Consider the following 25,253-nt stretch of genomic DNA (forward strand, 5'->3'; position numbering starts at 1 on the left):
GCCCACTTTACCTAGGCGCTGCTGCCCGTTTCAACCTGTCGTTGATCGCGCGACCCAACCCGTGATCGGGGATGGGGGCCACCGCGATGCGTGCAGCCCCCATCGCATCCAGCTGGTGCAAGCAGTCGAACAGGCGTGCTGCGGCCTCGGTCAGATCGCCTGCGGGTGACAAGTTCAAATCAGCATCCATCAATCCGAAACCCAGCATCACCTCGCCGTCCTGCCGCGCGGTCGCATTCAGCCGGACCTGCCCAATCGGCGCGTAATGCGACAAAAGCTGACCGGGTGACACGGGCGCATCGGGGTTTTCCGATATGGCCAACGGCCGCCCCAGACAGGCCGCAATCGCCTCGGACGGGATGCCGCCCGCGCGCAGCAATGTGGGCGTGCCAAGGCAGGCGACGATTGTGGATTCCAGACCCACAAAGCAAGGCCCACCGTCGACCAGCGCGTCGATCCGGTCACCCAGACTGTCGCGCACATGGGCGGCTGTTGTGGGGCTGATCCGGCCTGACGCGTTGGCTGAAGGTGCAGCCACCGGCCCGCCGAAGGCAGCCAGCAAACCCTGCGCCACCTTATGGTCCGGCACCCTGACCGCAATACTGTCCAGCCCTGCCGTCACCAGCCGCGATATGCCCGCCTGCGGTCGCAAAGGAAGCACCAAGGTCAGCGCGCCGGGCCAGAAGGCCGCGGCCAGACACCGCGCATCATCATTGAAATCGCAGATTTCGTTGGCGGCGGCGATATCCCCCAGATGCACGATCAGCGGATTGAACGATGGCCGCCCCTTGGCCGCGAATATCGCGGCGACTGCCCGGTCATTGCGCGCATCAGCCCCCAGACCGTAAACGGTTTCGGTCGGAAACGACACCAGCCCGCCTTGCGTCAGGATCTCTGCCGCGCGCGCCAGACCTGCGGCATCGGGCTGCAAAAGGGCCGCGCCTCGCGTGCTCATGACGTAGCGTTCAGGTTGAAGGGTGACATGGGATGGATAACTTTGACATTTGATCCTCTGCATAGCCGCGGCATCCGCCCTTGCCAAGCAGACCATTCAGTCGGAGATGTTCAAATGCCCTATCGCGCCCCGATCCGTGACTTCCGGTTCCTGCTGGATCATGTCGTGGGGTTTGCAGAGGTCGCAGGCACCGACCGGTTTGCGGATGCGACACCCGATATGACGGGCGCGATCCTGACCGAGGCCGGCAAGATGTGCGCAGATATCCTCGCGCCGTTGAACCAGATCGGTGACAAGAACCCCGCGCATCTGGACAACGGCATCGTACGGACCCCCCCCGGATTCCCAGACGGCTATCGCGCCATCGCAACTGGCGGCTGGATCGGCATGTCGGCCGCGACGGAACACGGCGGGATGGGTTTGCCAATGACGTTGACCACCATCGTCAATGAGATGATGTCTGGCGCCTGCCTTGCGCTGCAACTGAACCCGCTGATGACCCAAGGCCAGATCGAGGCGTTGGAACACCATGCCTCGGACGCGATCAAATCGGTTTACCTGCCGAAACTGATTTCCGGCGAATGGTGCGGCACGATGAACCTGACCGAGCCGCAGGCGGGGTCCGATGTTGGTGCCTTGCGCACCAAGGCCGAACCAAACGGCGACGGCACCTATGCGATCACCGGACAGAAAATCTATATTTCTTGGGCAGATAATGATTTTACTGCCAATGTGTGCCATCTGGTGCTGGCCCGTCTGCCGGGCGCCAATCCCGGCACCAAGGGGATCAGCCTGTTCATGGTCCCCAAGCTGATCCCCGATGCGGATGGCAATCCGGGCCGCAAAAACGATCTGCGTGTCGTCAGCCTCGAACACAAGATGGGCCTGCATGGATCACCGACCGCAGTGATGGAATATGCGGGTGCGACCGGCTGGCTGGTCGGGCCGGAACATGGTGGCATGGCCGCGATGTTTACCATGATGAACAACGCCCGTCTGGGTGTCGGCATGCAAGGGATCGGGACCGCCGAACGCGCGCTGCAACACGCGCTGGCCTATGCGCAGGATCGCAAGCAGGGGCGCGCTGACGGCACGGGTGCGATCATCGAACATGCCGATGTGCGCCGGATGCTGACAACGATGCGCGCCGATATCTATGCTGCGCGCGCCATCGCGCTGATGAATGCCGTGGCCATCGACATGGCGACAGCAACGCATGATCCCGCCTGGACCGCGCGCGCGGCGTTTCTGACGCCGATCACCAAGGCCTTCGGCACCGATGTCGGGGTCGAGGCCACCAATACCGGCGTGCAAATCCATGGCGGCATGGGCTTTATCGAGGAAACCGGCGCCGCCCAATTCGTCCGCGATGTCCGCGTCAGCACGATCTACGAAGGCACGAATGGCATTCAGGCGATGGACCTTGTCGCGCGCAAGCTGATGGATGGTGGCGATGCCGCGTTCCGCCTGCTGGATGATGTTGTCCGCGGGGCAGAGGCCGCCAAGGCGACCCACCCCGATCTGGCCCATGCGGTCTGGGAAGCTGCTGAAACGCTGCGCGAAGCGACCGAATGGCTGGTTGGCCGCCCTGATCTGAATGACCGTTTCGCCGGTGCCGTACCTTATCTGCGCGCCTTTGCGCGGGTGCTGGGCGGGCATGTCCATCTGGCCAGCGCCATGGCGGGCGATACGGGCCATCTGCGGCTTGCGACATTCTATATCAAGCGGATGCTGCCCGAATATCTGGGCCTTTTGATCCATGTGCGTGAAGGGGCCGCCGATCTGGCGGCAATCACAGCCGACGATCTGGCCGCCGCCTGATGCCCGATGGCGGCGCTGGCATCCGGTATCCTTTTCCCGATCCGCCCACTGCGGGCGAGGCTGTCCGCGTTGCCGACGGCATCCTGTGGATGCGGCTGCCGCTGCCGATGGCGCTCGATCATGTGAATGTCTATGCGCTGGATGATGGCGATGGCTGGACGGTTGTGGATACCGGCTTTGCCAGCGTCACATCAAAGGCAATCTGGCAAAGATTGCTGGACGGCCCGCTGGCGGGCAAGCCCGTCACCCGTGTGATCGTGACCCATCACCACCCCGATCATGTGGGGCTGGCGGGGTGGTTTGTCGCACAGGGTGCAGCGCTGCATATGCCGCGCACCGGCTGGTTGATGGCGCGAATGTTGACGCTTGATGTGCAGGACCGGCCCGCGCCGGAAACCATCGCCTTTTACGAACGCGCCGGCATGGCGGCGGATGAACTGGCACGGCGCAAGACCGAACGCCCGTTCAACTTTGCCGATTGCGTGGCACCCTTGCCGCTGGGGTATCAGCGGTTGCAACACGGTGGCACGATGCAGATGGGCGGTCGGATCTGGGACATCCGCATGGGCGATGGGCACGCGCCCGAACATGCGACCTTCTGGTCGCGCGATGATGCGGTAGTGCTGGGCGGTGATCAGTTGCTGCCCTCGATCAGCGCCAATCTGGGGGTCTATCCGACCGAACCCGATGCCGACCCCGTGGGCGACTGGATGGCCAGCTGCACAGGTTTCCAATCCTTTGCGCAGCCCGACCAACTGGTCCTTGGGGGGCATAAACTGCCCTTTACCGGCCTGCCGCTGCGGCTGCGGCAGATGATCGACAATCATCACGGCGCGCTGGACCGGCTGGTCGCCCATCTGGACCAGCCACGCGCGGCGGGCGCGTGTTTCGTGCCGCTGTTCAAACGCCAGATCGGCCCCGCCGAATACGGGCTGGCGCTGGTCGAGGCGGTGGCGCATCTGAACCACCTGCACCAGACCGGACGCGCCAGCCGCCATCTGCGCGAGGACGGGGCCTATATGTTCAGTGCCGTGCCATAATCCGCGCATGCAGGCGCTTTAATATCCGGCTTGCTGTCGTCTCGCACAGCGCGGGGATCACGGCATGGACCAGCGCCGCCAGTGACGCCACACCCAGCCAGAACGAAAACCCCAAGGCAAAGCGCATATGCCCGAGATAGGTTTCATTCACGCTGGCCGGATGATCAAGGAACAGCGTAGCGACCAAATTGCTGCGGGCGGTGTCTTGGGATGCGTCTGACATGAAAACCTCTGTTGGTGGGATTTCGGCCAGGCTAGCCCATCAGCCGCCAAATCCGGTCCCAAATTTCATTGTCATTCACGCAGATCATGGGATATTATCCACATTATGACCCAAACTATCGACGAAACAGATCGCCGTATCCTGCAAGTGCTGCAAACAGACGCCAGCCTGTCTGTCGATGACATCAGCGCCGCTGTGCATCTGTCGCGCAATGCCTGCTGGCGGCGGATCAAGGCGCTGGAACAGGCAGGCGTGATCCGCGCGCGTGTGGCGCTGGTCGATCCAGCCAAGGTCGGCGTGCCGCTGATGGCGATGGTCTTGATCCGCACGAACGCGCATGACGCGCAATGGATGGATCAATTCCAGACCGCCCTGCGCGCCTTGCCCGAGGTCGTGGGCGCCTACCGGATGACCGGCGATCTGGATTACGTCCTGCGCGTGCGGGTCGCGGATGTCCCTGCCTATGACGCGTTTTACAAACGGTTGACCGCGCGGATTTCGGTCTCTGACATCTCGGCCAGTTTCGTGATGGAGGAAATCAAGGAAACCACGGCAGTGCCGCTGTCACTATGACAAAACGTGACCACCTGACCGCGTGACAGCCTTGTGCAAATCGGGTAAGCGAAAGCAAATCATCCAAAAAGAGGAGCCGACAATGGCCAACAATGACCATGAGCCCGGAAAGATGGACATTAGCGAACAGGAACGCACCTTTGATGGTTTCGTCAGCCTGTCAGCGAAAGGTGCCATGATCAGCATCGCCGTGCTGATCCTGCTTGCGCTTTTGAACGCCTGATTATCAGTGAAGCGCCGCTTTTTCTTGGTCGGCGCGCCGCTCGCCTTGTCGGCCTGCGCCGCCCAACAGGTGTGGGCACCCGACGACATTGTCGCACGGGCCATCTTTCGTGACCCCGACAACAGCTATCTGACGCTGTACACGATGAAAAACAATGGCTCCGGCAACGGGGCCCATTCGTCGCTGTTGATCAACGCAAGCCAGCGGGTGCTATTCGATCCGGCAGGGTCTTTCGTGCAAAACCGGATGCCGGAACGCAATGATGTGCTGTTCGGGGTGACACCTGAGCTTGAACAATTCTACGTCAGCTTCCACGCGCGTGTGACCTATCACGTCATAGGTCAAACCGTGCAGGTCGCGCCTGAAATTGCCGAACGCGCGCTGCAACTGGCGCTGGCGAATGGCCCAGTGCCACAAGCACATTGCGCACGCGCGACCTCGCGGCTGTTGCGGCAATTGCCGGGGTTTGCGGGGATCAGGCAAACCTGGTCACCCAACCGGCTGTCAGATGATTTTGCCACCCTGCCAGGCGTTGAAACCCGCGCATACCGCGAAGACGATGCAGACGACAAATCCATCGCCGCAGCCCGGATCAACGCCGCCCTCAGCGAATAGCAAAAACCCACAACGCCAGATACAACGTCCCGATCCCCGCAGCGATCCCCCAGATCGCGCTGCGCGTCCGGATTCCGACAGCCACCGTCACGATGGCCGCAATCATGCGCGCAGGGTCAGGCGCGCCACCCGTCGCCGCTGGCCACAAGACCAGCGGTGCGACCATCCCCGGCAGCACCGCAACAGGCGTGAAGCGCAGCAGTTTCAGCACCAATGGCGGCATCGGCCTGTCGCCAATCAACCCAAGAAACGAAAACCGGATTAGAAACGTCCCCGCCCCAAGAACCGCGATGATCAGCCAGATCTCACCCGTGGAATAGGTCATGCCTTGCGCCTTTCGATCCACGTCTCGACGATTGCACCGGTGACCATCGCCGCCGCCGCCGCGACCAGCAAACCGGTGCCGGACGGCAGGCCGACGAATGCGAGCGCCACACTGACCGACACCGCAGCCGCAGCCACATGGGCCAGCGATTTCAGCATCGGTGACACCATCGCCAGAAACATGATCGGCACGATGAAATCGAGCGCCCAGGCCTCTGGAATGGCGGACCCAACGAGGATCCCGACCAAAGTCATGACAAACCACAAAGGCGTGATCGGCGTGGCCACCCCCAGAAAATAGGCGAAACGGTCCTGCACGCGCATCTCGGGGCGCGCCTCGTACCGGGCGACCGAGGTGATATAGGTCTGGTCGAAATTCAGATAGGCCACCAGCGCGCGCTGCCACAAAGGGGCGGCCCCCAGATAGGGCACCAAGGACGCCGAATACATCGCCATGCGCAGATTGACCGCCAATGCGGCCAACAACACAAAGGCGATACCGGCATCTTCCATCATCATCTGCACGGCGGCGAATTGCGCAGCCCCCGCGATAACCAGAACGGTGAACCCCATCGCCTGCGCCACCGTCAGCCCCGCATCCGTCGCCACCACGCCAAACAATGTGGCGAAAGGCACAGCCATCAGCACGAAAGGGCTGCCATCGCGCACCCCCGCCCAATAGGCAGAAGTCGCAGGGGATTTGACGGTGGAACTTGTCATGGCTATGGCCTAGCTTGGCTGCGGTACGGCAGGCTTAAACCCGCGAAATGGAAATGACAATTGGCACGACTTGATGATCTTTCGTCCTATCTGATCGCCCCCGATCCGGCAGCGGACAGGTTGACGCGCGCGGTCACCGGCACTGACCAGACCGGCGCGCCCATCGACCTGCGCGTGATCGAGGAACGCCCCCTGACGATCTATCTGAACAGTCAGGAAATCGTCACTGCGATGACGATCGGGGATTATCCGCAGTATCTGGCACTGGGGTTTCTGCGCAATCAGGGCATGCTGCGCGCGGATGATACCGTGACCGGCATCGATTACGACGAAGAACTGGAAACCGTGGTCGTGCGCACGGCCTCAAAAACCACCTTCGAAGACAAGCTGCGCAAAAAGACCCGCACCAGCGGCTGCGCGGTCGGCACTGTCTTTGGCGACATGATGGAAGGGCTGGCAGGCGTCACACTGCCTGACATGCCGCTGCGCACCTCCGATCTTTACGCACTGGCGGCAACGATTAACCGGACCCCCTCGCTCTATCTTTCGGCAGGCGCGATCCACGGCACAGTGCTGTGCCAGGGGGCGCGCCCGCTGGTCTATATGGAAGACGTGGGGCGCCATAACGCTGTGGACAAGATCGCAGGCTGGATGCACCACCACAACATCGACGCCGCCGACAAACTGCTCTACACCACCGGCCGGCTGACCTCGGAAATGGTGATCAAGACGGCCTTGATGGGCATACCTGCCCTCGCCTCGCGGTCGGGTTTCACCGCCTGGGGGGTGGAAATTGCGCGTGACATCGGGCTGACCTTGATCGGGCGGATGAAAGGCCAGCGGTTCGTCTGCCTGGCCGGCGAACAGCGCCTGATCCGCGACGCCGACCCGACGTCGATCCCCGACGAGCCGGCCCGCGCCGGGCGAAAGGCCGCCACATGATCCTTTCCGCTTCTCTTTTCCAAAAATACTCCCGCCGGAGGCTCCCAAACCGGCAACACCTGCAGGTGCCTGCGTGAACGCGCCGCTTGGGGTGATCCTCGCGGGCGGGCTTGCGACGCGGATGGGGGGCGGCGACAAAGGGCTGTTGCCCTTGGGCGACAGCACGATCCTGGGGCATGTGATCGACCGGCTGCAGCCGCAGGTGGCGGGGCTGGCGCTCAATGCCAACGGCGATCCCGCGCGCTTTGCCGCGGTCGGCCTGCCGGTGATCGCAGACAGTATCGCGGATTTCGCAGGGCCGTTGTCGGGGGTGCTGGCGGGGCTGGACTGGGCGGCGGCACGCGGTGCCAGCCATATCGTCACCGCCGCTGCCGACACGCCGTTTTTGCCCTGTGATCTGGTGCCGCGCCTGCAACTGGCGGGGGGCGATCAGGGGCTGGCGCTGGCGGCAAGCCCGGGGGGCCGACAGCCAACCTTTGGCCTCTGGCCAGTGGCCCTGCGCGAGGATCTGCGCGCAGCCTTGCTGGGCGGATTGCGCAAAGTCGTGCTTTGGACCAATGGCCATGGCGCAGGCACGGCGGAATTCCCCGATGACATCGCCTTTTTCAACGTCAACACGCCGGATGATCTGGCCCGCGCGCAGGGAATGCTATGAAAATATATGGCATCGTCGGCTATAAAAACGCGGGCAAGACCGGGCTGATGGAACGGCTGGTGACAGAGATCACAGGCCGCGGGATCTCTGTCTCGACCCTCAAACACGCGCATCATTCTTTCGACGTCGATCACCCTGGCAAGGATTCCCATCGCCACAGGCAGGCAGGGGCGCAGCAGGTGCTGCTTGCCTCGCGCGATCGCTGGGCCTTGATGAGCGAATTGCGTGGCGCAGCGGAACCGCCATTGGCCGATCTGTTGCGCCTGTTGTCGCCGGTCGATCTGGTGCTCATCGAAGGCTATAAACGCGACGCCCACCCTAAGGTCGAAGCCTTCCGCGCCGTGACAGGTAACCCGCTGATCGCGCTCGATGATCCGACCGTGCGTGCAGTGGCCAGCGATACGACGCTGACACTGGACCGGCCTGTCTTCGATCTGAACGACACGGCCGCCATCGCCGATTTCATCCTGTCCGAGGTCGGTTTGTGATGTTCGACACGGTGCTGATCGTCGATTGGTCAGGCGGCAACGACCGTGGCACCAGCCCCAAGAAAGACGCGATCTGGACAGGCATCGCCCGCGCAGGTCTGGCCGAAGATCCCGTTTACCACCGCAACCGACAGCTGGCCGAAGACTGGATCAGCCGGTTTCTTGCCGCCGAACAGGCCGCCGGACGGCGCGTGCTGGCAGGGTTCGATTTCGCCTTTGGCTATCCTGCGGGCTTTGGTCGGGGGCTGACTGGCACCGACGATCCTTTCGCAATCTGGGACTGGTTTGCCACCCATGTGCACGACAGCCCAAGCACCAACAACCGGTTCGATCTGGCAGGACAGATCAACGCGCGTTTCCCCGGGATCGGGCCGTTTTGGGGCAACGGGCTGGCGCGCGACATCCCCGATCTGCCGCGCAAGGGGCTGGCCCGACAGGGGCATGGCCTGCCCGAAAAACGCGCCGCCGAACAGCAGGCCAAGGGGGCTTTTGCGGTCTGGCAACTGGCGGGCGCAGGGGCTGTCGGCAGTCAGGTCATCATGGGATTGCCGGTGCTGGCGCGGCTGCGGCACCGCTTTGGCGCGGATCTGGCGGTCTGGCCGTTCCAGCCGCTGACGCCGCCGATTGCGCTGGTCGAAGTCTGGCCTTCGCTGATCGCCAAGACAATAGCCGCCACCTGCCCGCCCGGTGCGATCAAGGATGCGCATCAGGTGCGCGTTCTGGCGCGCGCGCTCTCGGCGCTGGCGCCAGAGGATCTGGCCCGCATGCTCGACGTGCCTGCGACGGCCGAAGGCACGATCCTTGGGCTGGATCACGTCGCCTTGCTGGAACAGGCGGCTAGCGCGCCGGTGCTGCGCAACGATTGCTTTGCGCTGCCCCAAGGCGTGCATTGGACGCCGGTCGATCAGGCGCTGGCGCATCTGCGTCAGCACCTGCCACCCGTTGCTGGGGTGCAACCCCAGCCCCTTGCAGCAGCAGCAGGGCATTATCTGGCACAGGATGTCAGCGCCCTGCGCGCCCATCCGCCCAGCCCCAATGCGGCAGTCGATGGCTACGGTTTTGCCGGACCGGCCGGCCCCGGCGCGCAAAGCTTGACACTGGTGCAGGCGCGCGCGGCGGCGGGCCAGCCTTTTGCCGGGGTTGTCCCCGCAGGCCATGCGATCCGCATCCTGACCGGTGCAAACCTGCCGCAGGGGGTCGATACGGTCGTGATGCAAGAGGATGTACAAGCCACCGATACGGCCATCACCTTTCAAGGGCCGCTGAAACGCGGGGCCAATGCGCGCGCCGCAGGCGAAGACATGACCGAAGGCCAGATCATCGCGCGGCAAGGGCGCAGGCTGACCCCTGCCGATCTGGGCATGTGCGCCGCCGCTGGCATCGGGGACGTCCGCGTCTATCGCCCGTTGCGCGTGGGTATCCTGTCCACCGGCGATGAATTGCGCGATCCCGGCAGCGCGATTGCCGAAGGGCAGATTTTCGACGCCAACCGCCCGATGCTGGCCGCACTTGTGCGTCAATGGGGGCATGAAGCTGTCGATCTGGGGCGCGCGCCCGATGACCGCAACATCCTGCGCGGGATACTGGATCAGGGTGCCGCGACCTGCGATGTGATCCTGACATCTGGCGGGGCCTCGGCGGGGGACGAAGACCATATGTCCGCCTTGCTGGCAGGCACGGGGTCGCTGGCATTGTGGCGGGTGGCAATGAAACCGGGACGGCCTTTGGCAATGGGCGTCTGGGACGGCAAGCCGGTCTTGGGCCTGCCCGGCAATCCGGTCGCGGCGATGGTCTGCGCGCTGGTCTTTGCGCATCCGGCACTGGCCGTGATGGCAGGCGGCGACTGGCCGGAACCGCAGGGGTTCACCCTGCCCGCCGCCTTTGCAAAGACCAAAAAGGCCGGGCGGCGCGAATATCTGCGCGCGCGGATCAGGGATGGGAAGGCCGAGGTTTTCGCCTCCGAAGGATCGGGGCGGGTCAGCGGGCTGGCTTGGGCCGACGGGCTGGTCATGCTGCCCGACGCAGCCATGACGATCAGCCCCGGCGATCCGGTCACCTATATTCCTTTTGACAGTTTCAGATGAAGATCACCATCGGCATCCCCGATGCAGACCGTGCCGAAGTTGCAGCACTTTATTGGGAGGCTTTTGGCAAGAAGCTGGGTTTCGTCATGGGGCCGAAAGACCGCGCGCTGGTGTTCATCGGCCAGGTCCTGCGGTCAGATCACGGGATTTGCGCGCATGATGCTAACGGTCGCCTGCTGGGGGTGGTTGGGTTCAAGACGCAGCGCGGCGCGCTGGTCAGCGGCAATTTCACCGACCTGCGGCGGGTCTATGGCTGGACCGGCGCGGCAATGCGGACGAGCCTGTTGGCGGCGCTGGAACGCGACACCGACAATGACCGTTTCCTGATGGACGGGATTTTCGTCGCCCCCGCATATCGCGGGCGCGGCGTGGGCACCGCCCTGCTGGACGCGATCACCGCAGAGGCCAAGACGCGCGGTTACCGGCAGGTCCGGCTGGATGTGATCGACACGAACCCACGGGCGCGGGCGCTATATCTGCAACAGCGCTTTGTTGATACGCAGACCTATCAGATGGGGCTTTGGCGGTACATTTTTGGCTTTCGCGCCGTCACGACCATGGTGCGCGACATCTATCCCGACCCGATCAGCGCGCCTGCCGCAAAAACCAAGGCCCCGCCCAGCACCACCTGAAAAATCGCGCGCCCCCAAGGCGTCTGCATATATTTGTTCTGAATCCACGCAATCGCCCAGAGTTCGACAACAACGACGATCAGCGCAACGCTCGTCGCTGTCCAGAAATCGGTGATCAGATAGGGCAGCGCATGCCCCAGACCGCCAAGGGTGGTCATCACCCCCGCCGCCAGCCCGCGTTTATAGGGCGAGCCCCTGCCCGAAATCTTGCCGTCATCCGATGCCGCCTCGGTGAACCCCATCGAGATACCCGCCCCGACCGACGCCGCCAGCCCGACAAGAAACGTCGTCCAGGTATCCTGCGTCGCAAAGGCCACCGCGAAAATCGGCGCAAGCGTGGACACCGATCCATCCATCAACCCCGCCAGCCCCGGCTGCACCCATGTCAGCACGAATTGGCGATAGGCGGCGGATTCCTCGGTTGATTTGGCATCGCCGTCCAGATGGGTCACGGCCAAAGACGCAGCCTTGTCGGAATGGCCAGCCTCGGCCGCAGCCAGATCGCCCAGCAATTTGCGGGTCGCGGCATCGCGCGCGTGACTTGCGGCCAGTTCATAAAACCGCTGCGCGTCACGTTCCATGCGCGTGGCCTCGTCGCGGATACGCTCCAGACCCAGATTTTCCACCAGCCAGACCGGACGGCGGGCATAGAACCCTGCCACATGTTCGCGCCGGATCAGGGGGATGACGTCACCGAAACGTGCCACATGCAGGTCGATCAGGCGACGGCGGTGTTCGCTTTCCTCGACCACCATGCCATCGAAAACCGCTGCGGATGCGGGATATTCGGGGCGCAGCTTGTCCGCATAGGCCCGGTAGATCCGCGCGTCATCCTCTTCTGATGAAATGGCGAGCGCAAGAATTTCCTGTTCTGACAGGTCGTTGAAACGGCGGCGGTCGGCGAAACCGGGAATCATTGCGTGTCCTTTATTTAGAATGATTCTAATCTACGCGCCTGTAACGATCTGACAAGTGTATAAAATGAACCGTACAGTTCACTTTTGTCTTGCAAAGTAAACCAAACAGTTTAGTTGTCATGACATTCAGAACCGGAACCTGCATGACCCGCCTGATCGTCATATCCGTGTTTTGCGCCGCTTTCGCAGCACCTGTCGCGTCATTGATTATCAGCCGACCGTCGCTGACCAATCCGTCCCTGATGACGCCCAACGCGGAAAACCCGCCATCATGCAGCGTCACAGACGCAGTGATCGAGATCTGCGCGTTGCCCTTGGATAGGCCCAGACAGCCTTAGGGACAGACAGCGACCGTTATCATCTTGCCCGAAGTAAACTGATCAGTTTATGGTAAAATCCAAGAGGAGACTATGATGCCAGATGGTGCGCCAGAGCCGAAAAAGGGCCGCAAACTCGATCAGGTTCTGGACGGTGCGCGCCAAGTATTCATGTCAGACGGATATGAGGGCGCGTCGGTTGACGACATCGCACGTGCGGCAGGCGTGTCCAAGGCGACGCTGTACAGCTATTTTCCGGACAAGAAGCTGCTGTTCATGCAGGTCGCGAAAATGGCCTGCCACCGCCAGACCAAGAATGTGATCGAAACCATTGATTTCAACGCGCCCGCGACAGTGGTGTTGCGCACGATCGCAACCGAGATGGTCGATTTCATTACCTCTGAATTCGGCACCCGCGTGTTTCGCATCTGCGTTGCCGAAAGCGGGCGATTCCCTGAACTGGCCCGTGAATTCTATGAATGCGCCCCGATGCTGATCCGCGCGCGCATGGTGGATTTCTTTCGCATTGCGATGGAGCGTGGCGAATTGCGGATTGATGACGTGCTGCTGGCCGCTGACCAGTTCCATGAACTGTGCAAGGCGGACCTGTTCCCGCGGATGGTCTTCAGCATGTCCGACAGCTTTACCCGCGCCGAAAAGGACCGCGTGATCAATGGCGCGGTGGAAATGTTCATGGCCCGTTACGGGGTGAAACCCTAATCCAGCCTGCGGGCCTCAAGGTGGTTGCCTTGGCCTTTGCGCACCTCGAACCGGCCCGATTTGACCAAAAGATCCGACAGTTTCGCGCTGCCATAGGTGCGCGGGTCGAAATCGGGGGCAGCACGGGTGATATACTGGCCCAACTGGCCCAGCGAATACCATTCGCCTTCGGCGTCGATGCTGTCCATCGCCTTGATCACCATCGGGATCGCGGCCGAAGGCGGATTACGCAACGGCGCGCCCGAGGGTGCGGGTTTGGCAATATCGCCTTTTGCCGCAACGGGCTGTTCCTTTTCCTGATCCACAAGGTTTTCGATCAGGATAAACCGGTTACAGACATTGCGCAGGCTGACGGGTGCCTTGCCTTCGCCGATGCCGATCACGACAACGCCGTTTTCGCGCAGCCGGTTGGCAAGGGCAGTGAAATCACTGTCCGAACTGACCAGAACGAACCCGTCGAACCGCCCCGAATGCAGGATATCCATCGCGTCGATCACCAGCCCGATATCGCTGGCATTCTTGCCACGGGTATTGGCAGTCTCCTGATTGGCGACCAGCCCCAGGTCGACGACTTCCTTTTTCCAGCCGCCCAAGGCCGGGCTGGACCAGTCGCCATAGACGCGGCGCAGGGCCGGCTCGCCATAGGTCGTGACCTCGCGCAGGATCGGGCCTGCGTATTTGGCGGGGATATTGTCCGCGTCGATCAACACGGCCAACAACATACGATCCTTGGCCATGTCTGCCCTTTCTGTGGTTTTACCGCGGCTTAAAATTCGACAACCGCGCGGATGCTTTTGCCTTCATGCATCAGATCGAAGCCTTTGTTGATATCCTCAAGCTTCAGCTTGTGGGTGATCATCGGGTCGATCTCGATCTTGCCCTGCATATACCAATCGACGATCTTTGGCACATCGGTACGGCCACGCGCGCCACCAAATGCAGTGCCGCGCCAGCTACGGCCGGTCACCAGCTGGAACGGCCGGGTCGAGATTTCGGCACCGGAAGGGGCCACGCCGATGATGATGCTTTCGCCCCAACCTTTGTGCGCGGATTCCAGTGCGGTGCGCATTACGCCGACATTGCCAGTCGCATCGAATGTGTAATCGGCCCCGCCCTTGGTCAAGGCGACCAGATGCGCGACCAGATCGCCCGACACTTTCGACGGGTTCACGAAATCGGTCATGCCGAAACGGGTGGCCATATCAAACTTACTGTCGTTCAAGTCCACGCCGACGATCTGATCAGCCCCGGCAAGCCGCAGGCCCTGGATCACGTTCAGCCCGATTCCGCCCAGACCAAAGACAATCGCGCGGCTGCCGATCTCGACCTTGGCGGTGTTGATGACAGCGCCGATGCCCGTGGTGACACCGCAGCCAATATAGCAGATCTTGTCGAAAGGCGCATCCTTGCGGACCTTGGCCAGCGCGATTTCCGGCAGGACGGTGTGATTGGCAAAGGTCGAACAGCCCATGTAATGCAAAATCGGCGTACCATCGAGCATCGAAAACCGGCTGGTCCCATCAGGCATGACACCCGCCCCTTGGGTGCTGCGGATTTTCTGGCACAGGTTGGTTTTAGGGTTCAGGCAATATTCGCATTCGCGGCATTCGGGCGTGTATAGCGGGATCACATGATCACCGGGCTGCAAGGATGTGACACCTTCACCAACCTCGATCACAACGCCCGCGCCTTCATGGCCAAGGATGGCAGGAAACAGGCCTTCGGGATCGGCACCGGAGCGCGTGAATTCATCGGTGTGGCAGATGCCCGTCGCCTTGATTTCGACCAGAACCTCGCCGGCACGAGGGCCGTCCAGATTGACTTCCATCACCTGCAACGGCTGCCCTGCCGCCATTGCCACTGCTGCTCTTGTGCGCATGTCAAACTCTCCTTGCTGCGATAGGGCGTTGATCTGCGAAACCGGCACGGATTTCAACCACGCACTTGCCAAAGCCGCTGATCGCGGAAAAGCTGGGGTTATGCGCCATCTGATCCCTTTACTGTTTCTTGCCGCCTGCGCCAGCACGCAGGACCAGCCCGCCGCCCCGTCGTTTCCCGATACCTGCGGTGTGGACGCATACACCTATCTGGTCGGCCAGCCCGCCACCGCGCTGGAACGGGTCCTGATCATGCAAGAGGTCCGTGTTATCCGGCCCTGGACGATGGTCACGATGGATTACCGCGCTGGCCGGATCAATTTCAAGATCAGCGATCAGGACATGATTGCGGATGTCAGCTGCGGCTAGGGAAAACGAAAGTCCTCGATACCGCGGTTTGGGTGGGGGCTTTGGGCCGCAGCATCGAGGTAGCATTTCGCTATGTGTTAACTATTGCCAACCTGTGTGTTCCAATTTGGCTGCGCGATGGGCATTGCAGCGTTAATATTGCGGCGGAACAAAGGCCGCGCGCCATGGATAGATGGATTTCAATGGGGCTTGATTTCACGGGCAGGTGGCGCGACCATTCATAATGACTATCCAGACCCCTTCCCCGTTTGACGCGCCCGCGCAGGTCGCTTTTCACCGTACCGAACTGGCGCTGATCCTGGGGCTTTACGGCCGCATGGTCGCGGCGGGCGAATGGCGCGACTATGGCATTTCCAACCTGCGCGATATGGCGGTTTTTTCGATCTTCCGGCGCACGGCGGAAAACCCGCTTTACCGAATCGAAAAAAATCCCCGCCTGCGGCTGCGGCAGGGGCAATATGCCGTTGTCGGCATGGACGGGCAGGTGCTCAAGCGCGGCAACGATCTCAAATCCGTATTGCAGGTTCTCGAACGCAAGCTGATCCGGCTGATCGAGAAATAATTTATACCTGACTAAAAAACTCAGGTTGACATTTCGCTGCGCCAGCGGGATGATGATGCCGTGTCCAGCCAGCCTGTTCCCCGTGCAAGCAAGCCCGATCAAATCTTTGAAAGGTTCATGGCAAATGACAGTTCACACACTTCCAACGTCGGCAACATCGGCGAGCCGCGTGCTTCCGGCACATGAAGCATCCCGTCTGACCGAAGGCGGCGATCAGGCCCATATCGTGTTGGGCGATCAGACCTACACTTTGCGAATCACCCGCGCGGGCAAGCTGATCTTGACGAAATGACCGTTCATGACCCGGCGCTTGGCAGTCAGGCGGCGTTTCGTCTGTCCCAGCTTGATGATCTGGAAGCCTGCGTCGTGATCTATCTGCGGCTTTGGTGCGCGGGGCCACAGGGGCGTTGCGCCATGCGCAGCGATCTGACCAATGGTCTGGGCAAATCCCGCGCCGACCTGACGACCAAGGCTTTTGCCGCGATGGTCGATCTGCTGGCCCTGCACCGCCGTCGGCCCTTGCACCATCACGCGCTGAATTCCGCCTGCCTACATCCGGACGAAGCAAATTTCGCGCGCTTCGTGGCCAATGCAGCCAGTGCTGACCGCGAAGACGCGCTTTGGCTGGCAATGCTGATGGTACGCGCCGATCTGGCCCCGCAACTGACGGCGGTGGCAGCAGATTTCGGCCTGCGGATCCGGCAGATGCTGGTGCAGCGGCCCGATCAGGCAATCTGTCTGCACTAAATCCGGCGGCGCGCGGTGACCGGCCCGCCGCCCTGCGCGGCGATGCGCAGGCGCGCAGCCTCCAGCGGTTCATAGGCGGTCGCCATGTGATGCGCATTGGCATGGATCAGCGTCGCATCATCCACCATCATCGCCACATGGCCCTGCCAGAAAATCAGATCGCCCCGCCGCGCCGCGCCGTTGAAATCAGCCCCCAGCCCCGCGCATTGCAGATCACTGTCCGCCGGACAGAGGATGGCGCAGGCCCCGAATGCTGCCGCCACCAGCCCCGAACAATCGATCCCGCGCGTGGAATTGCCGCCCCACAGATAAGGCACGCCGAAATGCAACTGCGCGACGGTGGCCGGATCGGTGAAAGGCCGGTCCAGCGGGCGCAGGTGCTTTTTCGGGATATAGCCCAGCGTTGTTTCGAAAAACTTGGCCCTCTCGTCCAGCACGGTGACACGCGCCCCGAACGGCAGCGCCATGACATCGCGCGATTTCATATCCTCGGCCAGATAGGCATGGGTCGCCATGGTCCCGACCATATGAGTCGCCTCTTGCACCGCGCCCAGCCGGTCCGAGGCGACATAGCCAACATAGCCATCCACCGCCTGCACAAAGGACCAGCCATCCCGATCTTCGAACACCGTGACAACGGCACCCAACAGCAATTGCCTGTCTCGCGCCTGCGCAGGTGCGGCGCACAGGTCACTGACCGGACGGGTCAGCATCATCGGCTGCCCTGCCAGATAGCGGTCCGCCGTGACCTGCCCTGCCAGATGCAAGGCGGCAACACGGCCATTCGCAGGCGTCAGGCGGCGGTCGGTCACAGTTTCAGAAGGCTTGGCAAGGCCGCCAGCACCGCACGCGCGCCCATGCCGACGCCGCCTTTGGGGCGTGACGGGGCCGCGGATGGCTGCCAGCCATAGATGTCGAAATGCACATAGGGGCTTTGCACGAAGCGCCGCAGGAACAGCGCCGCGGTGATGCTGCCCGCCATGCCACCGCCCGGCGCGTTGTCCAGATCGGCAATGCCGGGTTCGATCAGCGCCTCGTAAGGGTCATGAAACGGCATCCGCCAGACAGGGTCGGCCACCTGCCGCGCGGCGCTTGTGATGGCGGCGGCATGATCGTCACTGTCAGTAAAGAACGGCGACAGGTCCGGCCCCACCGCAACCCGCGCCGCGCCCGTCAGGGTCGCCATGGAAATCACCAGATCGGGCGTTTCCTCATCCGCCAGCGCCAGCGCATCGGCCAGCACCAACCGCCCTTCGGCATCGGTGTTGTTGATCTCGACCGTCAGCCCCTTGCGCGAAGTCAGAATATCCTGCGGGCGGAACGCATTGCCCGCGATGCTGTTTTCCACCGCCGGAATAAGCACCCGCAACCGCAGCCTGATGCCCAGCGCCATGATCATCTGCGCCAGCCCCAGCACGGTGGCGGCACCGCCCATATCCTTTTTCATCAGCCCCATGGAGGCACCGGGCTTAATATTCAGCCCGCCGGTGTCGAAACACACGCCCTTGCCCACCAGCGTCAGGGTTGGCCCGGTATCACCCCAACGCATGTCGATCAGGCGCGGCGCGCGCGGGCTGGCGCGACCGACCGCATGGATCAGCGGGAACCCCGCGATCAGATCATCACCTGTGGTGACGGTGATCGCGGCGCCATGCGCATCAGCCAGCGCACGGGCCGCCGTTTCCAGCTCTTGCGGCCCCATGTCAGAGGCGGGCGTGTTGATCAGATCGCGCGTCAGCGCCTCGGCCTGCGCGATGATCTGGACCCGGGCGGCATCGATCCCGTCGGGGGCGACCAGCCCCGCGATCGGCTCGGCCGGTTTGCGGTAGCGGACGAATTGATAGCCCGCCAGCACCCATGCAAGCGCCGCCTCTTCCAGATCAAGACCGGTCAGGCCGGATGCGATGCGATAGACGCCCTTGGGCAATTGCCGCGCGACGGCGCCCAGATGAAACCGCCCGCGCGCGCGGGCCTGCGCCGTGCCATAGCCGACCAGCACCTGCGCAATGCCACCCTGCGCATCGGGCAGAATCAGAACCTGCCCCAGCGCGCCCGTGAACCCTTGATGCCCCGCCCAGGCCTGCGCAGGGTCGGGCAAGGCTGCAATAAATCCGGGGGCCTGGTCTGCTTGCAGAACATGAACGGGAATCGCGGCAGTGTCGGCAGTAGCAAAGGCAAGGGGCATGGGTCATCCAGTCAGGTCAGTTACTTGCCAGAGTAACCGCCGCCATGCAGGCTGCAAGCGCCATCGGGTATCACAGATCGCGGAAATCCCACAGTTCGGTCACAGCAACGTCAAAGGCACGTTCCAACCGTCCCAGAATCGCGGCAAGCGCGTGAGGGTCACCCACGACCGCCGCCTGCGCCAGATGATCAGCGGCAACAGCAACATCGGTCAACCCGATCTGCCCCGCCACCAGCGCGATACGGGCTGCGGGTTTACCCATGGCCGCATATGCGCCTGCTGCCAGCCCCTGCTGCAACCGGTCCAGCCAATTGGCCATCCCTTCCAGAATATCGCACAACATGTCTTCAGCCGCGCGCTGGGGATGACCCGCCAACACCTGCGCCAGCAGGTCTGGATCGCGCCGTGCGCCACCATGCTGACGCAGGAAAACAACCTCGCCGGCGGGGCGGGGTCTGGCCATGTGGAATTGCATTGTCTTGTCCATGACCCAAGCCTTACGATGCCGAAGTTCCCAGAAGGTTGACGGAAAAAGTAAAAATCGCTCGAAATTCAGGAAAATGCGACGTATTCCGTCCACAGATCGCAAGGATTGATGCATGCACTATGTCCACCCGCTTCCGGCCTATCTGGTCGACCGGTATAACGGCTGGAAAGCGACCGTTTTCGAGAGCAATAAAACCACTTACGGTGAGCTTGCGGCGCAGGGACAACAACCAAGGGTCATGATCGTGTCCTGCTGCGATAGCCGCGTGCATGCCACATCCATCTTTGGCGCCGACCTTGGCGAATTGTTCATTCATCGCAATATCGCCAATCTGATCCCGCAATATGAACCCGATGGGCTGCATCACGGCACATCGGCGGCGGTGGAATACGGGGTATGCACGTTGAAGGTGCAGCATCTGATCGTGCTCGGCCATTCGGGCTGCGGTGGCGTCGAAGGCTGCTATAACATGTGCGCCGGACATGCCCCCGACCTGAACGAAAAGACAAGCTTTGTCGGCCGCTGGCTCGACATCATGCGCCCCGCCTATGACGGGTTACCGCCGGGCGATGATTCCAGCCGCAAAGAGGCGCTGGAAAAAGCATCCATCCTCGTTTCCCTGCAGAACCTGATGACCTTTCCCTTTATCCGCAACGCCGTGCTTGATAACAGCATCAGCCTGCACGGCCTGTGGAAAAACATTGGTGAAGGCCTGCTGGAAATCTATGACCCGATTGACGATTGCTTTGTCCCATTGTGAAAGCCTGATATGACTGAAATCTTGTCCCTTGCCGGCGCGAACCTGATCTCGCCGATCATCCTGAGCTTTGCGCTGGGGCTTTTGGCAGCCTTGGCGCGGTCTGATCTGACCATCCCCGAAGCGGTGGCCAAGGGCATGTCGATCTATCTGCTGTTCGCAATCGGGTTCAAGGGCGGGGTCGCGGTCAGCGCGCATGGCATCGACCAGACACTCGTGCTGGCGCTGCTGGCCGGGCTTGTGCTGTCTTTTGCGCTGCCGCTGCTGGCCTTTGCGTTGCTGCGGGTGATGACGGGGCTGTCGGCGGTAGATGCCGCGGCGGTCGCGGCCCATTACGGCTCGATCAGTATCGTGACCTTTGTTGCGGCCACATCGGTGCTGGAAGGGCGGATGATTTCCCCCGAAGGCTATATGGTCGCGGTCGCCGCCGTGATGGAAGCCCCCGCCATCCTGTCCGCACTCTGGCTTGTCGCGCGCAGCGGTGGCGACGCACGGATGGAACCCGGGCTGATCCGCGAATTACTGCTGAACGGGTCGATCGTGCTGCTGGTGGGGGCGTTCTTTATCGGTGCCATCACCGGCGAAAAGGGCTTTGCCGAAATCAGCGCCTTTATCGACGCGCCGTTCAAAGGCGTTTTGTGCCTGTTCCTGCTGGATATGGGGCTGATCGCGGGGCGTGGATTGCGCCAGTCGCGCGGGGTGCTGGGCCTCGGTGCTGTCGGTTTCGCCATCGCGATGCCGCTGGTCAGTGCGATGATCGGCCTTAGCGTCGGCACGCTGATCGGGCTGTCGCTGGGTGGTGTCGTGCTGATGATGGTGCTCTGTGCCTCGGCCAGCTATATTGCCGTACCCGCCGCGATGCGCGTCGCCTTGCCAGAGGCCAATCCGGCGATTTACCTGACCCTCTCGCTGGGCGTGACTTTCCCTTTCAACCTGACGCTGGGCATCCCGCTTTATCTTGCCATCGCCCAAGCCGTGACCGGAGCCTGACATGCAGACCCACATCGCCAAACGTGTCGAAATCGTCATCGAAGCCCCGCTGGAACGCCGCCTGACCGAAGCGCTGACCGCGGCGGGTGTCACCGGTTATACCGTGCTGCCGGTGCTCGGCGGCTCAGGACGGTCAGGCCAATGGTCGCGCGACGGACAGATCGGGCGCGCGGGCATGGTCACTGTGGTTTGCCTGATCAAGCCAGACCGGCTGGACGGGCTGCTGGATGCGATCTTTGCCGTGGTCAAGAAACATATCGGCGTCGTCAGCGTGACAGACGCGCATGTGCTGCGCGCCGAACGGTTCTGATCCGCGCGGGCCGCGCGGAAAAACTTCGAGGCCTCCGGCGGGGATATTTGGGCTCGAACGATGGGGATTTGGTCCTTTTATCGTTGGAGTGGAAATATCCCCGCCGGAGGCCAGAAAGTTTCTATCCTGCCGCCTGCCCCCATCCCGCCGATTGCATTTCGCGCAAGCGGCTGGCGGTACGGGCGAATTCGAACGTGCCTTCGCCTTCAAGATACAGCATCTCGGGGCCGGCGGCGGCGGAACAGATCAGCTGCACCTTCGCCTCGTAAAGCGCGTCGATCAGCGTGACAAAGCGTTTCGCCTCGTTGAAATTGCTGCGCGACAACGCGGGGATATCCTCGAGGATCAGGACACGCACGGCATCCGCCAGCGTCAGGTAATCCGCAGGGCCAAGCGGGCGGCCACAAAGATCATAGAATGTCGCCCGCGCGACCCCGTTGTGAAACCACGGCAGCGTGACCTGCCGTCCGTTCACATGTAGCACCAGCGCCTCGGACTGGCCCTGGCTGAAATCATTCCAGATGGCGTTGATCGCGGTCCGGGACGCGGCATCAATCGGGGTGAAATAGCTGGGGCTGCCGGCCAGCCGGTCCTGCCGGTAATCGGTCGCACTGACCAGTTCATGCACGACCATCCGGTCCTTGAGAAGCGCGATGAACGGCAGGAAAAGCTGCCGGTTCAGCCCATGCAGATACAGGTCATCCGGCGGGCGGTTCGATGTCGTCACCACCACGACACCCGCCGCCATCAGCGCGGTAAACAGCCGCCCCACGATCATCGCATCGGTGATGTCGCTGATCTGCATTTCGTCAAAGGCCAAAAACCGCACGCGCCCGGCCAATTTCGCAGCAACAGGCCGGATCGCGTCATCGACGCCGTCCTTGCGCGCAAGGGCAATTTCGGCATGGACCCATTGCATGAAGGCATGGAAATGGCGGCGTTCCTTGGGCGCGTCCACGGCGGCAAACAGCATGTCCATCAGCATGGATTTGCCACGCCCGACCCCGCCCCACAGATAAAGCCCCTGCACCGGCGGCGGAGCTTTGCGCAAAAAGCCCGATTTGACGGGCGCGGCCAGCGCCGCCCTGATCCGTTCCAATTCCGGCAGGGCCGCGACCTGCGCCGGATCGGGCGTCAGCTTGCCCGCGGCGACGGCGGTTTCATATGCCTGGTGCAGTGTCATGTGCGTTGCATAGCGTGACCATCCAGCCTTGAAAAGGACCGCCGTCAGCCTCAGCCGCGCAGGGCGGTCCGCAGCGCCTTGATCGCCCCGATCGGGTGGCTGTAGGGCATGGCATGGCCCGCGCTCGGCACCACCTCTTGGCGCGCGTTGCGGTTCCATTGGGCCAACCGCCCCAAGGCAGACAGCGCAATGACCTCGTCCTTCTCGGCCCAGATCGCAACCACGGGCAATGCCAGACCTGCGATCTTGCGATGTTCTTGTTCCAGCCGTTCGGACAGGATGCCCCGCCTGCTGGACAGGATCGCGCGCAGATAGCCACTGCGATCAAATTGGGCGCGTTGCGCGGCCTGCAGGATATTCAGCGTCAGGTTCGACCCATCCGCCGGGATCGCCGCAAGCAAGCGGCGGCGCGCGAATATGCCATGTACCCAATCACCAATGACAGGGCAGCGGCGGCAAAAACGGGTGAAACGATCCTCGGACCCGATGATCCCTGCGCTGGCAAACAGCATCAGCCGCGTTACGCGGTGCGGGTGTTGCGCGGTGAACAGCGTGGCGATGGCACCGCCCATGTCGTAACCGACCAGTGTCACATCTTCGGCGACGTTCTGATGATCCAGCAGATCCGACAATTGCCGCAGAAAAAACGCGCCATCCTGTCGCCCGCGCGGTGCATCGGACAGGCCCCGCCCATAGAGATCATAGACCAAAACACGGTACCCCATCCGGCCCAGCCCTTTGGCCAGATCAACCATGCAAATGGACGGCGTTGCGATCCCGTTGATCAGCACCGCGACAGGCCCGCGCGCAGGCCCCAGCCAGCGGTAACAGGTCACACCCTGCGACAGGATCGCGAAATCACCCTTGGCCTTTTGCCGTTCCTTTGGCCCGATCCGGGCGCGCCGCCGGTCCAGCCACCAAGGCAGCGCTGCAATGCCCGCAAGGGCCAGCACAAAGATCGCCAGATACCACATCAGCCCGCATCCTATCAGCCGCGCGCTTGCCAGACGTCCAGAATATGACGGCAGGTCATCAGATCAAGGTGCGCACCACCGCCATTCTTGAACAGGGTAATCTCGTCGGGATTATGGCGCTTGAAGTGATCCAGCGCATAGAAATCGGCGATGATATCCTGTGGCGCAATCGCCCCGGCTGCGATGGGGATCTTCAGTTCGCCGATATGGTGGATCGTGGTGTCGCGGCTGTCCACGAAGATCCGCGCCTTTTGCAGGGCCGCGTCATCGACCTCGCGCATGTCGGGGCGGTAGGCACCGATCAGATCGACATGGGTGCCAGGTTGCAGCCAATCGCCCATGATCAGCGGGGCGGTGGACATGGTGGCACAGGTCACGATATCCGCGCCGCGCACCGCCTGTTCAAGATCACCCGCGACCGTGACATCGCGAAAGGCTTGGCGGAACACCTCTGCCCCCTCGGCCGACCGGTTCCAGATGGTGAACCGCGCATCGGGAAAGGCCGCTGCATAGGCCTGCCGCAGCGACTGGCCCACGGTGCCCGCCCCCACGATCAGGATGTTGCGGCTGTCGGGCCGCGCCAGCAGACGCGCGGCCAGCAGGCTGTCACCGGCGGTTTTCCACTTGGTCACCAGATGGAAATCAAGGATCGCCTCCAGCGCGCCATCCTGCGCGGAAAACAGGTTCACCGCCCCGCCGATCGCGGGTTTGCCCAGCGCCTTGTTGGCGGGAAAGATCGTGGCGCATTTCACCGCCAGCCCCAGCCCCGCGATCCAGGCGGACCGGTTGAGCAAGGTGTTTTGACCTTCGTACAAGAACACATCGGCGACATCAGCCTTTGGCCCGTCATGGCCTGCGGCCAAAGCATCGGTCAGGGCCAGCCAGTCCAGCATGGCGTCAGCCGCGGCAAAGGGGATCATCACGGTCATCGGGCTTGGCTTTCTGACAACAGACCTGCGGCCACCAATCGGTCCGCCCAGCCTTGGGGATGGGTGAAAAGATGGGTCTGCCAACCGCGCGCAGCGGCGGCGGTGATATTGTCGATCCGGTCATCCGCAAACAACAGCGTCGCAGGGTCCAGCCCGCAATCGTCTTCGACCATCGCGTAAATCTCGGGGTCGGGTTTGATCACCGCCATATGGCCGGAAATATAGCGCCGGTCGAACTCGGACAGGAACGGATAGACAGGTTCGGCGATCTGGAACGTCTGGATGCCGAAATTGGTCAGCGCAAAGACCGGCACGCCGTTGGCGCGCAGCGCCCGCAGCAGGCGCACCGAATGGTCGATGGCGGGGGAGGCCATGTCGATCCAGCGGTCGTGCCACATCAGCACCTCGGCGCGCCAGTCGGGGTTGGCCTCGGCGGCGGCATGGATCGTGTCGCGGAAATTGCTGCCGCGATCCACGGCATCATTGATCCCGTGCAGGTCAATCGCGGCGAACATCGCAGCGCGGCGGTCCGGCCCGATCACGCTGTCGAAAAACCGTTCGGGTTGCCATTCGATCAGCACATTGCCGATATCGAACACCACGGCTTGGACATCTGCCATCTTTGCTCCTTTGC

Annotated in this window: 32 protein-coding genes; 18 read left to right on the forward strand and 14 right to left on the reverse strand. The window is 62.4% G+C overall.

Annotated features, from left to right (window positions below):
• Positions 1-7: 7 nt before the first annotated feature.
• Positions 8-955: an L-threonylcarbamoyladenylate synthase gene (locus ACPF9B_RS11260; RefSeq protein WP_424177452.1), complete on the reverse strand. Its 948-nt coding sequence runs from the start codon at positions 953-955 to the stop codon at positions 8-10.
• Between the two features lie 114 nt (positions 956-1,069).
• Between ACPF9B_RS11260 and ACPF9B_RS11265 the strand changes: the two genes are divergently transcribed.
• Positions 1,070-2,776, forward strand: coding sequence for an acyl-CoA dehydrogenase (locus ACPF9B_RS11265; RefSeq protein WP_007206785.1), 1,707 nt, complete (start codon positions 1,070-1,072; stop codon positions 2,774-2,776).
• Positions 2,776-3,816, forward strand: a complete 1,041-nt coding sequence (locus ACPF9B_RS11270) for an MBL fold metallo-hydrolase (protein WP_424177455.1) — start codon at positions 2,776-2,778, stop codon at positions 3,814-3,816. The genes ACPF9B_RS11265 and ACPF9B_RS11270 overlap by 1 nt, the downstream gene beginning before the upstream one ends.
• Here the strand turns inward: ACPF9B_RS11270 and ACPF9B_RS11275 are convergent.
• Entirely contained in the window at positions 3,800-4,039 is a 240-nt protein-coding gene (locus tag ACPF9B_RS11275) for a DUF6356 family protein (RefSeq protein ID WP_007206783.1), read from the reverse strand. The two genes, ACPF9B_RS11270 and ACPF9B_RS11275, sit on opposite strands and share 17 nt — an antisense overlap.
• Before the next feature lie 105 nt (positions 4,040-4,144).
• Between ACPF9B_RS11275 and ACPF9B_RS11280 the strand changes: the two genes are divergently transcribed.
• From ACPF9B_RS11280 to ACPF9B_RS11290, 3 genes are all read left to right on the forward strand, one after another.
• Positions 4,145-4,612, forward strand: coding sequence for an Lrp/AsnC family transcriptional regulator (locus tag ACPF9B_RS11280; protein WP_424177457.1), 468 nt, complete (start codon positions 4,145-4,147; stop codon positions 4,610-4,612).
• A gap of 82 nt (positions 4,613-4,694) precedes the next feature.
• Positions 4,695-4,835, forward strand: coding sequence for an aa3-type cytochrome c oxidase subunit IV (locus ACPF9B_RS11285; protein ID WP_007206781.1), 141 nt, complete (start codon positions 4,695-4,697; stop codon positions 4,833-4,835).
• A 6-nt stretch (positions 4,836-4,841) separates the two neighbouring features.
• The gene (locus ACPF9B_RS11290; protein WP_424177460.1) at positions 4,842-5,450 is read left to right on the forward strand and encodes a hypothetical protein; all 609 of its coding nucleotides are present in this window, start codon (positions 4,842-4,844) and stop codon (positions 5,448-5,450) included.
• Here ACPF9B_RS11290 and ACPF9B_RS11295 read toward each other — a convergent pair.
• Both ACPF9B_RS11295 and ACPF9B_RS11300 read right to left on the reverse strand, forming a co-directional pair.
• Positions 5,440-5,775 (reverse strand): AzlD domain-containing protein, encoded by a 336-nt coding sequence (locus ACPF9B_RS11295; RefSeq protein WP_424177462.1) that lies wholly within the window; start codon positions 5,773-5,775, stop codon positions 5,440-5,442. The two genes, ACPF9B_RS11290 and ACPF9B_RS11295, sit on opposite strands and share 11 nt — an antisense overlap.
• On the reverse strand, positions 5,772-6,494 hold the full coding sequence (locus tag ACPF9B_RS11300; protein ID WP_424177464.1) for an AzlC family ABC transporter permease: 723 nt from the start codon (positions 6,492-6,494) through the stop codon (positions 5,772-5,774). The genes ACPF9B_RS11295 and ACPF9B_RS11300 overlap by 4 nt, the downstream gene beginning before the upstream one ends.
• Positions 6,495-6,554: 60 nt before the next feature.
• On the opposite strand from ACPF9B_RS11300, the gene ACPF9B_RS11305 reads away from it, so the two are divergent.
• The 5 genes from ACPF9B_RS11305 to ACPF9B_RS11325 all read left to right on the forward strand — a co-directional run bounded on the left by ACPF9B_RS11305 (position 6,555) and on the right by ACPF9B_RS11325 (position 11,295).
• Positions 6,555-7,436, forward strand: a complete 882-nt coding sequence (locus tag ACPF9B_RS11305) for a formate dehydrogenase accessory sulfurtransferase FdhD (protein WP_007206777.1) — start codon at positions 6,555-6,557, stop codon at positions 7,434-7,436.
• 73 nt (positions 7,437-7,509) lie between these two features.
• On the forward strand, positions 7,510-8,091 hold the full coding sequence (mobA, locus tag ACPF9B_RS11310; protein WP_040483006.1) for a molybdenum cofactor guanylyltransferase MobA: 582 nt from the start codon (positions 7,510-7,512) through the stop codon (positions 8,089-8,091).
• On the forward strand, positions 8,088-8,579 hold the full coding sequence (gene mobB, locus ACPF9B_RS11315; RefSeq protein ID WP_424177467.1) for a molybdopterin-guanine dinucleotide biosynthesis protein B: 492 nt from the start codon (positions 8,088-8,090) through the stop codon (positions 8,577-8,579). Before mobA ends, mobB begins: the two co-directional genes overlap by 4 nt.
• Positions 8,579-10,663, forward strand: a complete 2,085-nt coding sequence (glp, locus tag ACPF9B_RS11320) for a gephyrin-like molybdotransferase Glp (RefSeq protein ID WP_424177469.1) — start codon at positions 8,579-8,581, stop codon at positions 10,661-10,663. Before mobB ends, glp begins: the two co-directional genes overlap by 1 nt.
• Positions 10,660-11,295 (forward strand): GNAT family N-acetyltransferase, encoded by a 636-nt coding sequence (locus tag ACPF9B_RS11325; protein ID WP_424177471.1) that lies wholly within the window; start codon positions 10,660-10,662, stop codon positions 11,293-11,295. Before glp ends, ACPF9B_RS11325 begins: the two co-directional genes overlap by 4 nt.
• On the opposite strand, the gene mbfA is transcribed toward ACPF9B_RS11325, so the two are convergent.
• On the reverse strand, positions 11,235-12,212 hold the full coding sequence (mbfA, locus tag ACPF9B_RS11330; protein WP_007206772.1) for an iron exporter MbfA: 978 nt from the start codon (positions 12,210-12,212) through the stop codon (positions 11,235-11,237). The two genes, ACPF9B_RS11325 and mbfA, sit on opposite strands and share 61 nt — an antisense overlap.
• A gap of 413 nt (positions 12,213-12,625) precedes the next feature.
• Here mbfA and ACPF9B_RS11335 point away from each other — a divergent pair, with 413 nt between their 5' ends.
• Complete coding sequence (locus ACPF9B_RS11335) at positions 12,626-13,249, forward strand: TetR/AcrR family transcriptional regulator (RefSeq protein WP_040483321.1); 624 nt, start codon at positions 12,626-12,628, stop codon at positions 13,247-13,249.
• On the opposite strand, the gene ACPF9B_RS11340 is transcribed toward ACPF9B_RS11335, so the two are convergent.
• Positions 13,246-13,986: an NYN domain-containing protein gene (locus ACPF9B_RS11340; protein WP_007206769.1), complete on the reverse strand. Its 741-nt coding sequence runs from the start codon at positions 13,984-13,986 to the stop codon at positions 13,246-13,248. The genes ACPF9B_RS11335 and ACPF9B_RS11340 overlap by 4 nt on opposite strands.
• 29 nt (positions 13,987-14,015) lie before the next feature.
• Complete coding sequence (locus ACPF9B_RS11345) at positions 14,016-15,128, reverse strand: S-(hydroxymethyl)glutathione dehydrogenase/class III alcohol dehydrogenase (RefSeq protein WP_040483003.1); 1,113 nt, start codon at positions 15,126-15,128, stop codon at positions 14,016-14,018.
• Between the two features lie 100 nt (positions 15,129-15,228).
• Here ACPF9B_RS11345 and ACPF9B_RS11350 point away from each other — a divergent pair, with 100 nt between their 5' ends.
• From ACPF9B_RS11350 to ACPF9B_RS11365, 4 genes are all read left to right on the forward strand, one after another.
• Entirely contained in the window at positions 15,229-15,495 is a 267-nt protein-coding gene (locus tag ACPF9B_RS11350) for an I78 family peptidase inhibitor (RefSeq protein WP_424177475.1), read from the forward strand.
• Positions 15,496-15,718: 223 nt separating this feature from the next.
• Complete coding sequence (locus tag ACPF9B_RS11355) at positions 15,719-16,057, forward strand: DUF2794 domain-containing protein (RefSeq protein WP_007206766.1); 339 nt, start codon at positions 15,719-15,721, stop codon at positions 16,055-16,057.
• A gap of 124 nt (positions 16,058-16,181) precedes the next feature.
• A complete protein-coding gene (hemP, locus tag ACPF9B_RS11360) occupies positions 16,182-16,349 on the forward strand; it encodes a hemin uptake protein HemP (RefSeq protein ID WP_081440159.1) in 168 nt (55 codons plus the stop codon).
• Positions 16,346-16,804 (forward strand): hypothetical protein, encoded by a 459-nt coding sequence (locus ACPF9B_RS11365; protein WP_424177478.1) that lies wholly within the window; start codon positions 16,346-16,348, stop codon positions 16,802-16,804. Before hemP ends, ACPF9B_RS11365 begins: the two co-directional genes overlap by 4 nt.
• On the opposite strand, the gene ACPF9B_RS11370 is transcribed toward ACPF9B_RS11365, so the two are convergent.
• The 3 genes from ACPF9B_RS11370 to ACPF9B_RS11380 all read right to left on the reverse strand — a co-directional run bounded on the left by ACPF9B_RS11370 (position 16,801) and on the right by ACPF9B_RS11380 (position 19,476).
• Positions 16,801-17,616: a C40 family peptidase gene (locus ACPF9B_RS11370; protein ID WP_424177480.1), complete on the reverse strand. Its 816-nt coding sequence runs from the start codon at positions 17,614-17,616 to the stop codon at positions 16,801-16,803. The genes ACPF9B_RS11365 and ACPF9B_RS11370 overlap by 4 nt on opposite strands.
• A complete protein-coding gene (locus ACPF9B_RS11375; RefSeq protein WP_424177482.1) occupies positions 17,613-18,989 on the reverse strand; it encodes a leucyl aminopeptidase family protein in 1,377 nt (458 codons plus the stop codon). The genes ACPF9B_RS11370 and ACPF9B_RS11375 overlap by 4 nt, the downstream gene beginning before the upstream one ends.
• Before the next feature lie 70 nt (positions 18,990-19,059).
• Positions 19,060-19,476 carry a hypothetical protein gene (locus ACPF9B_RS11380; RefSeq protein WP_131494601.1) on the reverse strand — a complete coding sequence of 139 codons (417 nt, stop codon included), beginning with the start codon at positions 19,474-19,476 and terminating at the stop codon, positions 19,060-19,062.
• 112 nt (positions 19,477-19,588) lie between these two features.
• On the opposite strand from ACPF9B_RS11380, the gene ACPF9B_RS11385 reads away from it, so the two are divergent.
• The 3 genes from ACPF9B_RS11385 to ACPF9B_RS11395 are packed head-to-tail and all read left to right on the forward strand — an operon-like array spanning position 19,589 to position 21,533.
• Positions 19,589-20,236, forward strand: coding sequence for a carbonic anhydrase (locus ACPF9B_RS11385; protein WP_424177485.1), 648 nt, complete (start codon positions 19,589-19,591; stop codon positions 20,234-20,236).
• A 9-nt stretch (positions 20,237-20,245) separates the two neighbouring features.
• A complete protein-coding gene (locus tag ACPF9B_RS11390) occupies positions 20,246-21,223 on the forward strand; it encodes a sodium-dependent bicarbonate transport family permease (protein WP_007206760.1) in 978 nt (325 codons plus the stop codon).
• 1 nt (position 21,224) lies between these two features.
• Positions 21,225-21,533 carry a P-II family nitrogen regulator gene (locus ACPF9B_RS11395; protein WP_007206759.1) on the forward strand — a complete coding sequence of 103 codons (309 nt, stop codon included), beginning with the start codon at positions 21,225-21,227 and terminating at the stop codon, positions 21,531-21,533.
• A gap of 121 nt (positions 21,534-21,654) precedes the next feature.
• Here the strand turns inward: ACPF9B_RS11395 and zapE are convergent, their stop codons facing one another.
• Genes zapE through ACPF9B_RS11415 form a run of 4 tightly spaced genes read right to left on the reverse strand, consistent with a single transcriptional unit; the run spans position 21,655 to position 25,239 of the window.
• Positions 21,655-22,716 (reverse strand): cell division protein ZapE, encoded by a 1,062-nt coding sequence (gene zapE, locus ACPF9B_RS11400; RefSeq protein WP_424177488.1) that lies wholly within the window; start codon positions 22,714-22,716, stop codon positions 21,655-21,657.
• 50 nt (positions 22,717-22,766) lie between these two features.
• Positions 22,767-23,690: an alpha/beta fold hydrolase gene (locus ACPF9B_RS11405; protein WP_424177490.1), complete on the reverse strand. Its 924-nt coding sequence runs from the start codon at positions 23,688-23,690 to the stop codon at positions 22,767-22,769.
• Between the two features lie 14 nt (positions 23,691-23,704).
• On the reverse strand, positions 23,705-24,619 hold the full coding sequence (locus ACPF9B_RS11410) for an ornithine cyclodeaminase family protein (protein ID WP_424177492.1): 915 nt from the start codon (positions 24,617-24,619) through the stop codon (positions 23,705-23,707).
• A complete protein-coding gene (locus tag ACPF9B_RS11415) occupies positions 24,616-25,239 on the reverse strand; it encodes an HAD family hydrolase (protein ID WP_424177494.1) in 624 nt (207 codons plus the stop codon). The genes ACPF9B_RS11410 and ACPF9B_RS11415 overlap by 4 nt, the downstream gene beginning before the upstream one ends.
• Positions 25,240-25,253 lie beyond the last annotated feature (14 nt).

Origin of the sequence: Yoonia sp. TsM2_T14_4, from assembly GCF_049602355.1 — a bacterium.
Taxonomy (GTDB): Bacteria; Pseudomonadota; Alphaproteobacteria; order Rhodobacterales; family Rhodobacteraceae; genus Yoonia; species Yoonia vestfoldensis_A.

Coding starts and splice junctions, on each gene's coding strand:
- ACPF9B_RS11410 (WP_424177492.1), bottom strand. CDS start 24,619: ATGACCGTGATGATCCCCTTTGCCGCGGCTGACGCCATGCTGGACTGG.
- ACPF9B_RS11335 (WP_040483321.1), top strand. CDS start 12,626: ATGCCAGATGGTGCGCCAGAGCCGAAAAAGGGCCGCAAACTCGATCAG.
- ACPF9B_RS11285 (WP_007206781.1), top strand. CDS start 4,695: ATGGCCAACAATGACCATGAGCCCGGAAAGATGGACATTAGCGAACAG.
- ACPF9B_RS11280 (WP_424177457.1), top strand. CDS start 4,145: ATGACCCAAACTATCGACGAAACAGATCGCCGTATCCTGCAAGTGCTG.
- ACPF9B_RS11340 (WP_007206769.1), bottom strand. CDS start 13,986: ATGGCCAAGGATCGTATGTTGTTGGCCGTGTTGATCGACGCGGACAAT.
- ACPF9B_RS11270 (WP_424177455.1), top strand. CDS start 2,776: ATGCCCGATGGCGGCGCTGGCATCCGGTATCCTTTTCCCGATCCGCCC.
- ACPF9B_RS11260 (WP_424177452.1), bottom strand. CDS start 955: ATGAGCACGCGAGGCGCGGCCCTTTTGCAGCCCGATGCCGCAGGTCTG.
- mobB (WP_424177467.1), top strand. CDS start 8,088: ATGAAAATATATGGCATCGTCGGCTATAAAAACGCGGGCAAGACCGGG.
- ACPF9B_RS11275 (WP_007206783.1), bottom strand. CDS start 4,039: ATGTCAGACGCATCCCAAGACACCGCCCGCAGCAATTTGGTCGCTACG.
- ACPF9B_RS11380 (WP_131494601.1), bottom strand. CDS start 19,476: ATGGACAAGACAATGCAATTCCACATGGCCAGACCCCGCCCCGCCGGC.
- ACPF9B_RS11365 (WP_424177478.1), top strand. CDS start 16,346: ATGACCGTTCATGACCCGGCGCTTGGCAGTCAGGCGGCGTTTCGTCTG.
- ACPF9B_RS11355 (WP_007206766.1), top strand. CDS start 15,719: ATGACTATCCAGACCCCTTCCCCGTTTGACGCGCCCGCGCAGGTCGCT.
- ACPF9B_RS11375 (WP_424177482.1), bottom strand. CDS start 18,989: ATGCCCCTTGCCTTTGCTACTGCCGACACTGCCGCGATTCCCGTTCAT.
- ACPF9B_RS11295 (WP_424177462.1), bottom strand. CDS start 5,775: ATGACCTATTCCACGGGTGAGATCTGGCTGATCATCGCGGTTCTTGGG.
- zapE (WP_424177488.1), bottom strand. CDS start 22,716: ATGACACTGCACCAGGCATATGAAACCGCCGTCGCCGCGGGCAAGCTG.
- hemP (WP_081440159.1), top strand. CDS start 16,182: ATGACAGTTCACACACTTCCAACGTCGGCAACATCGGCGAGCCGCGTG.
- ACPF9B_RS11350 (WP_424177475.1), top strand. CDS start 15,229: ATGCGCCATCTGATCCCTTTACTGTTTCTTGCCGCCTGCGCCAGCACG.
- mbfA (WP_007206772.1), bottom strand. CDS start 12,212: ATGATTCCCGGTTTCGCCGACCGCCGCCGTTTCAACGACCTGTCAGAA.
- ACPF9B_RS11395 (WP_007206759.1), top strand. CDS start 21,225: ATGCAGACCCACATCGCCAAACGTGTCGAAATCGTCATCGAAGCCCCG.
- ACPF9B_RS11300 (WP_424177464.1), bottom strand. CDS start 6,494: ATGACAAGTTCCACCGTCAAATCCCCTGCGACTTCTGCCTATTGGGCG.
- ACPF9B_RS11345 (WP_040483003.1), bottom strand. CDS start 15,128: ATGCGCACAAGAGCAGCAGTGGCAATGGCGGCAGGGCAGCCGTTGCAG.
- ACPF9B_RS11405 (WP_424177490.1), bottom strand. CDS start 23,690: ATGTGGTATCTGGCGATCTTTGTGCTGGCCCTTGCGGGCATTGCAGCG.
- ACPF9B_RS11415 (WP_424177494.1), bottom strand. CDS start 25,239: ATGGCAGATGTCCAAGCCGTGGTGTTCGATATCGGCAATGTGCTGATC.
- ACPF9B_RS11265 (WP_007206785.1), top strand. CDS start 1,070: ATGCCCTATCGCGCCCCGATCCGTGACTTCCGGTTCCTGCTGGATCAT.
- glp (WP_424177469.1), top strand. CDS start 8,579: ATGTTCGACACGGTGCTGATCGTCGATTGGTCAGGCGGCAACGACCGT.
- ACPF9B_RS11390 (WP_007206760.1), top strand. CDS start 20,246: ATGACTGAAATCTTGTCCCTTGCCGGCGCGAACCTGATCTCGCCGATC.
- ACPF9B_RS11325 (WP_424177471.1), top strand. CDS start 10,660: ATGAAGATCACCATCGGCATCCCCGATGCAGACCGTGCCGAAGTTGCA.
- ACPF9B_RS11385 (WP_424177485.1), top strand. CDS start 19,589: ATGCACTATGTCCACCCGCTTCCGGCCTATCTGGTCGACCGGTATAAC.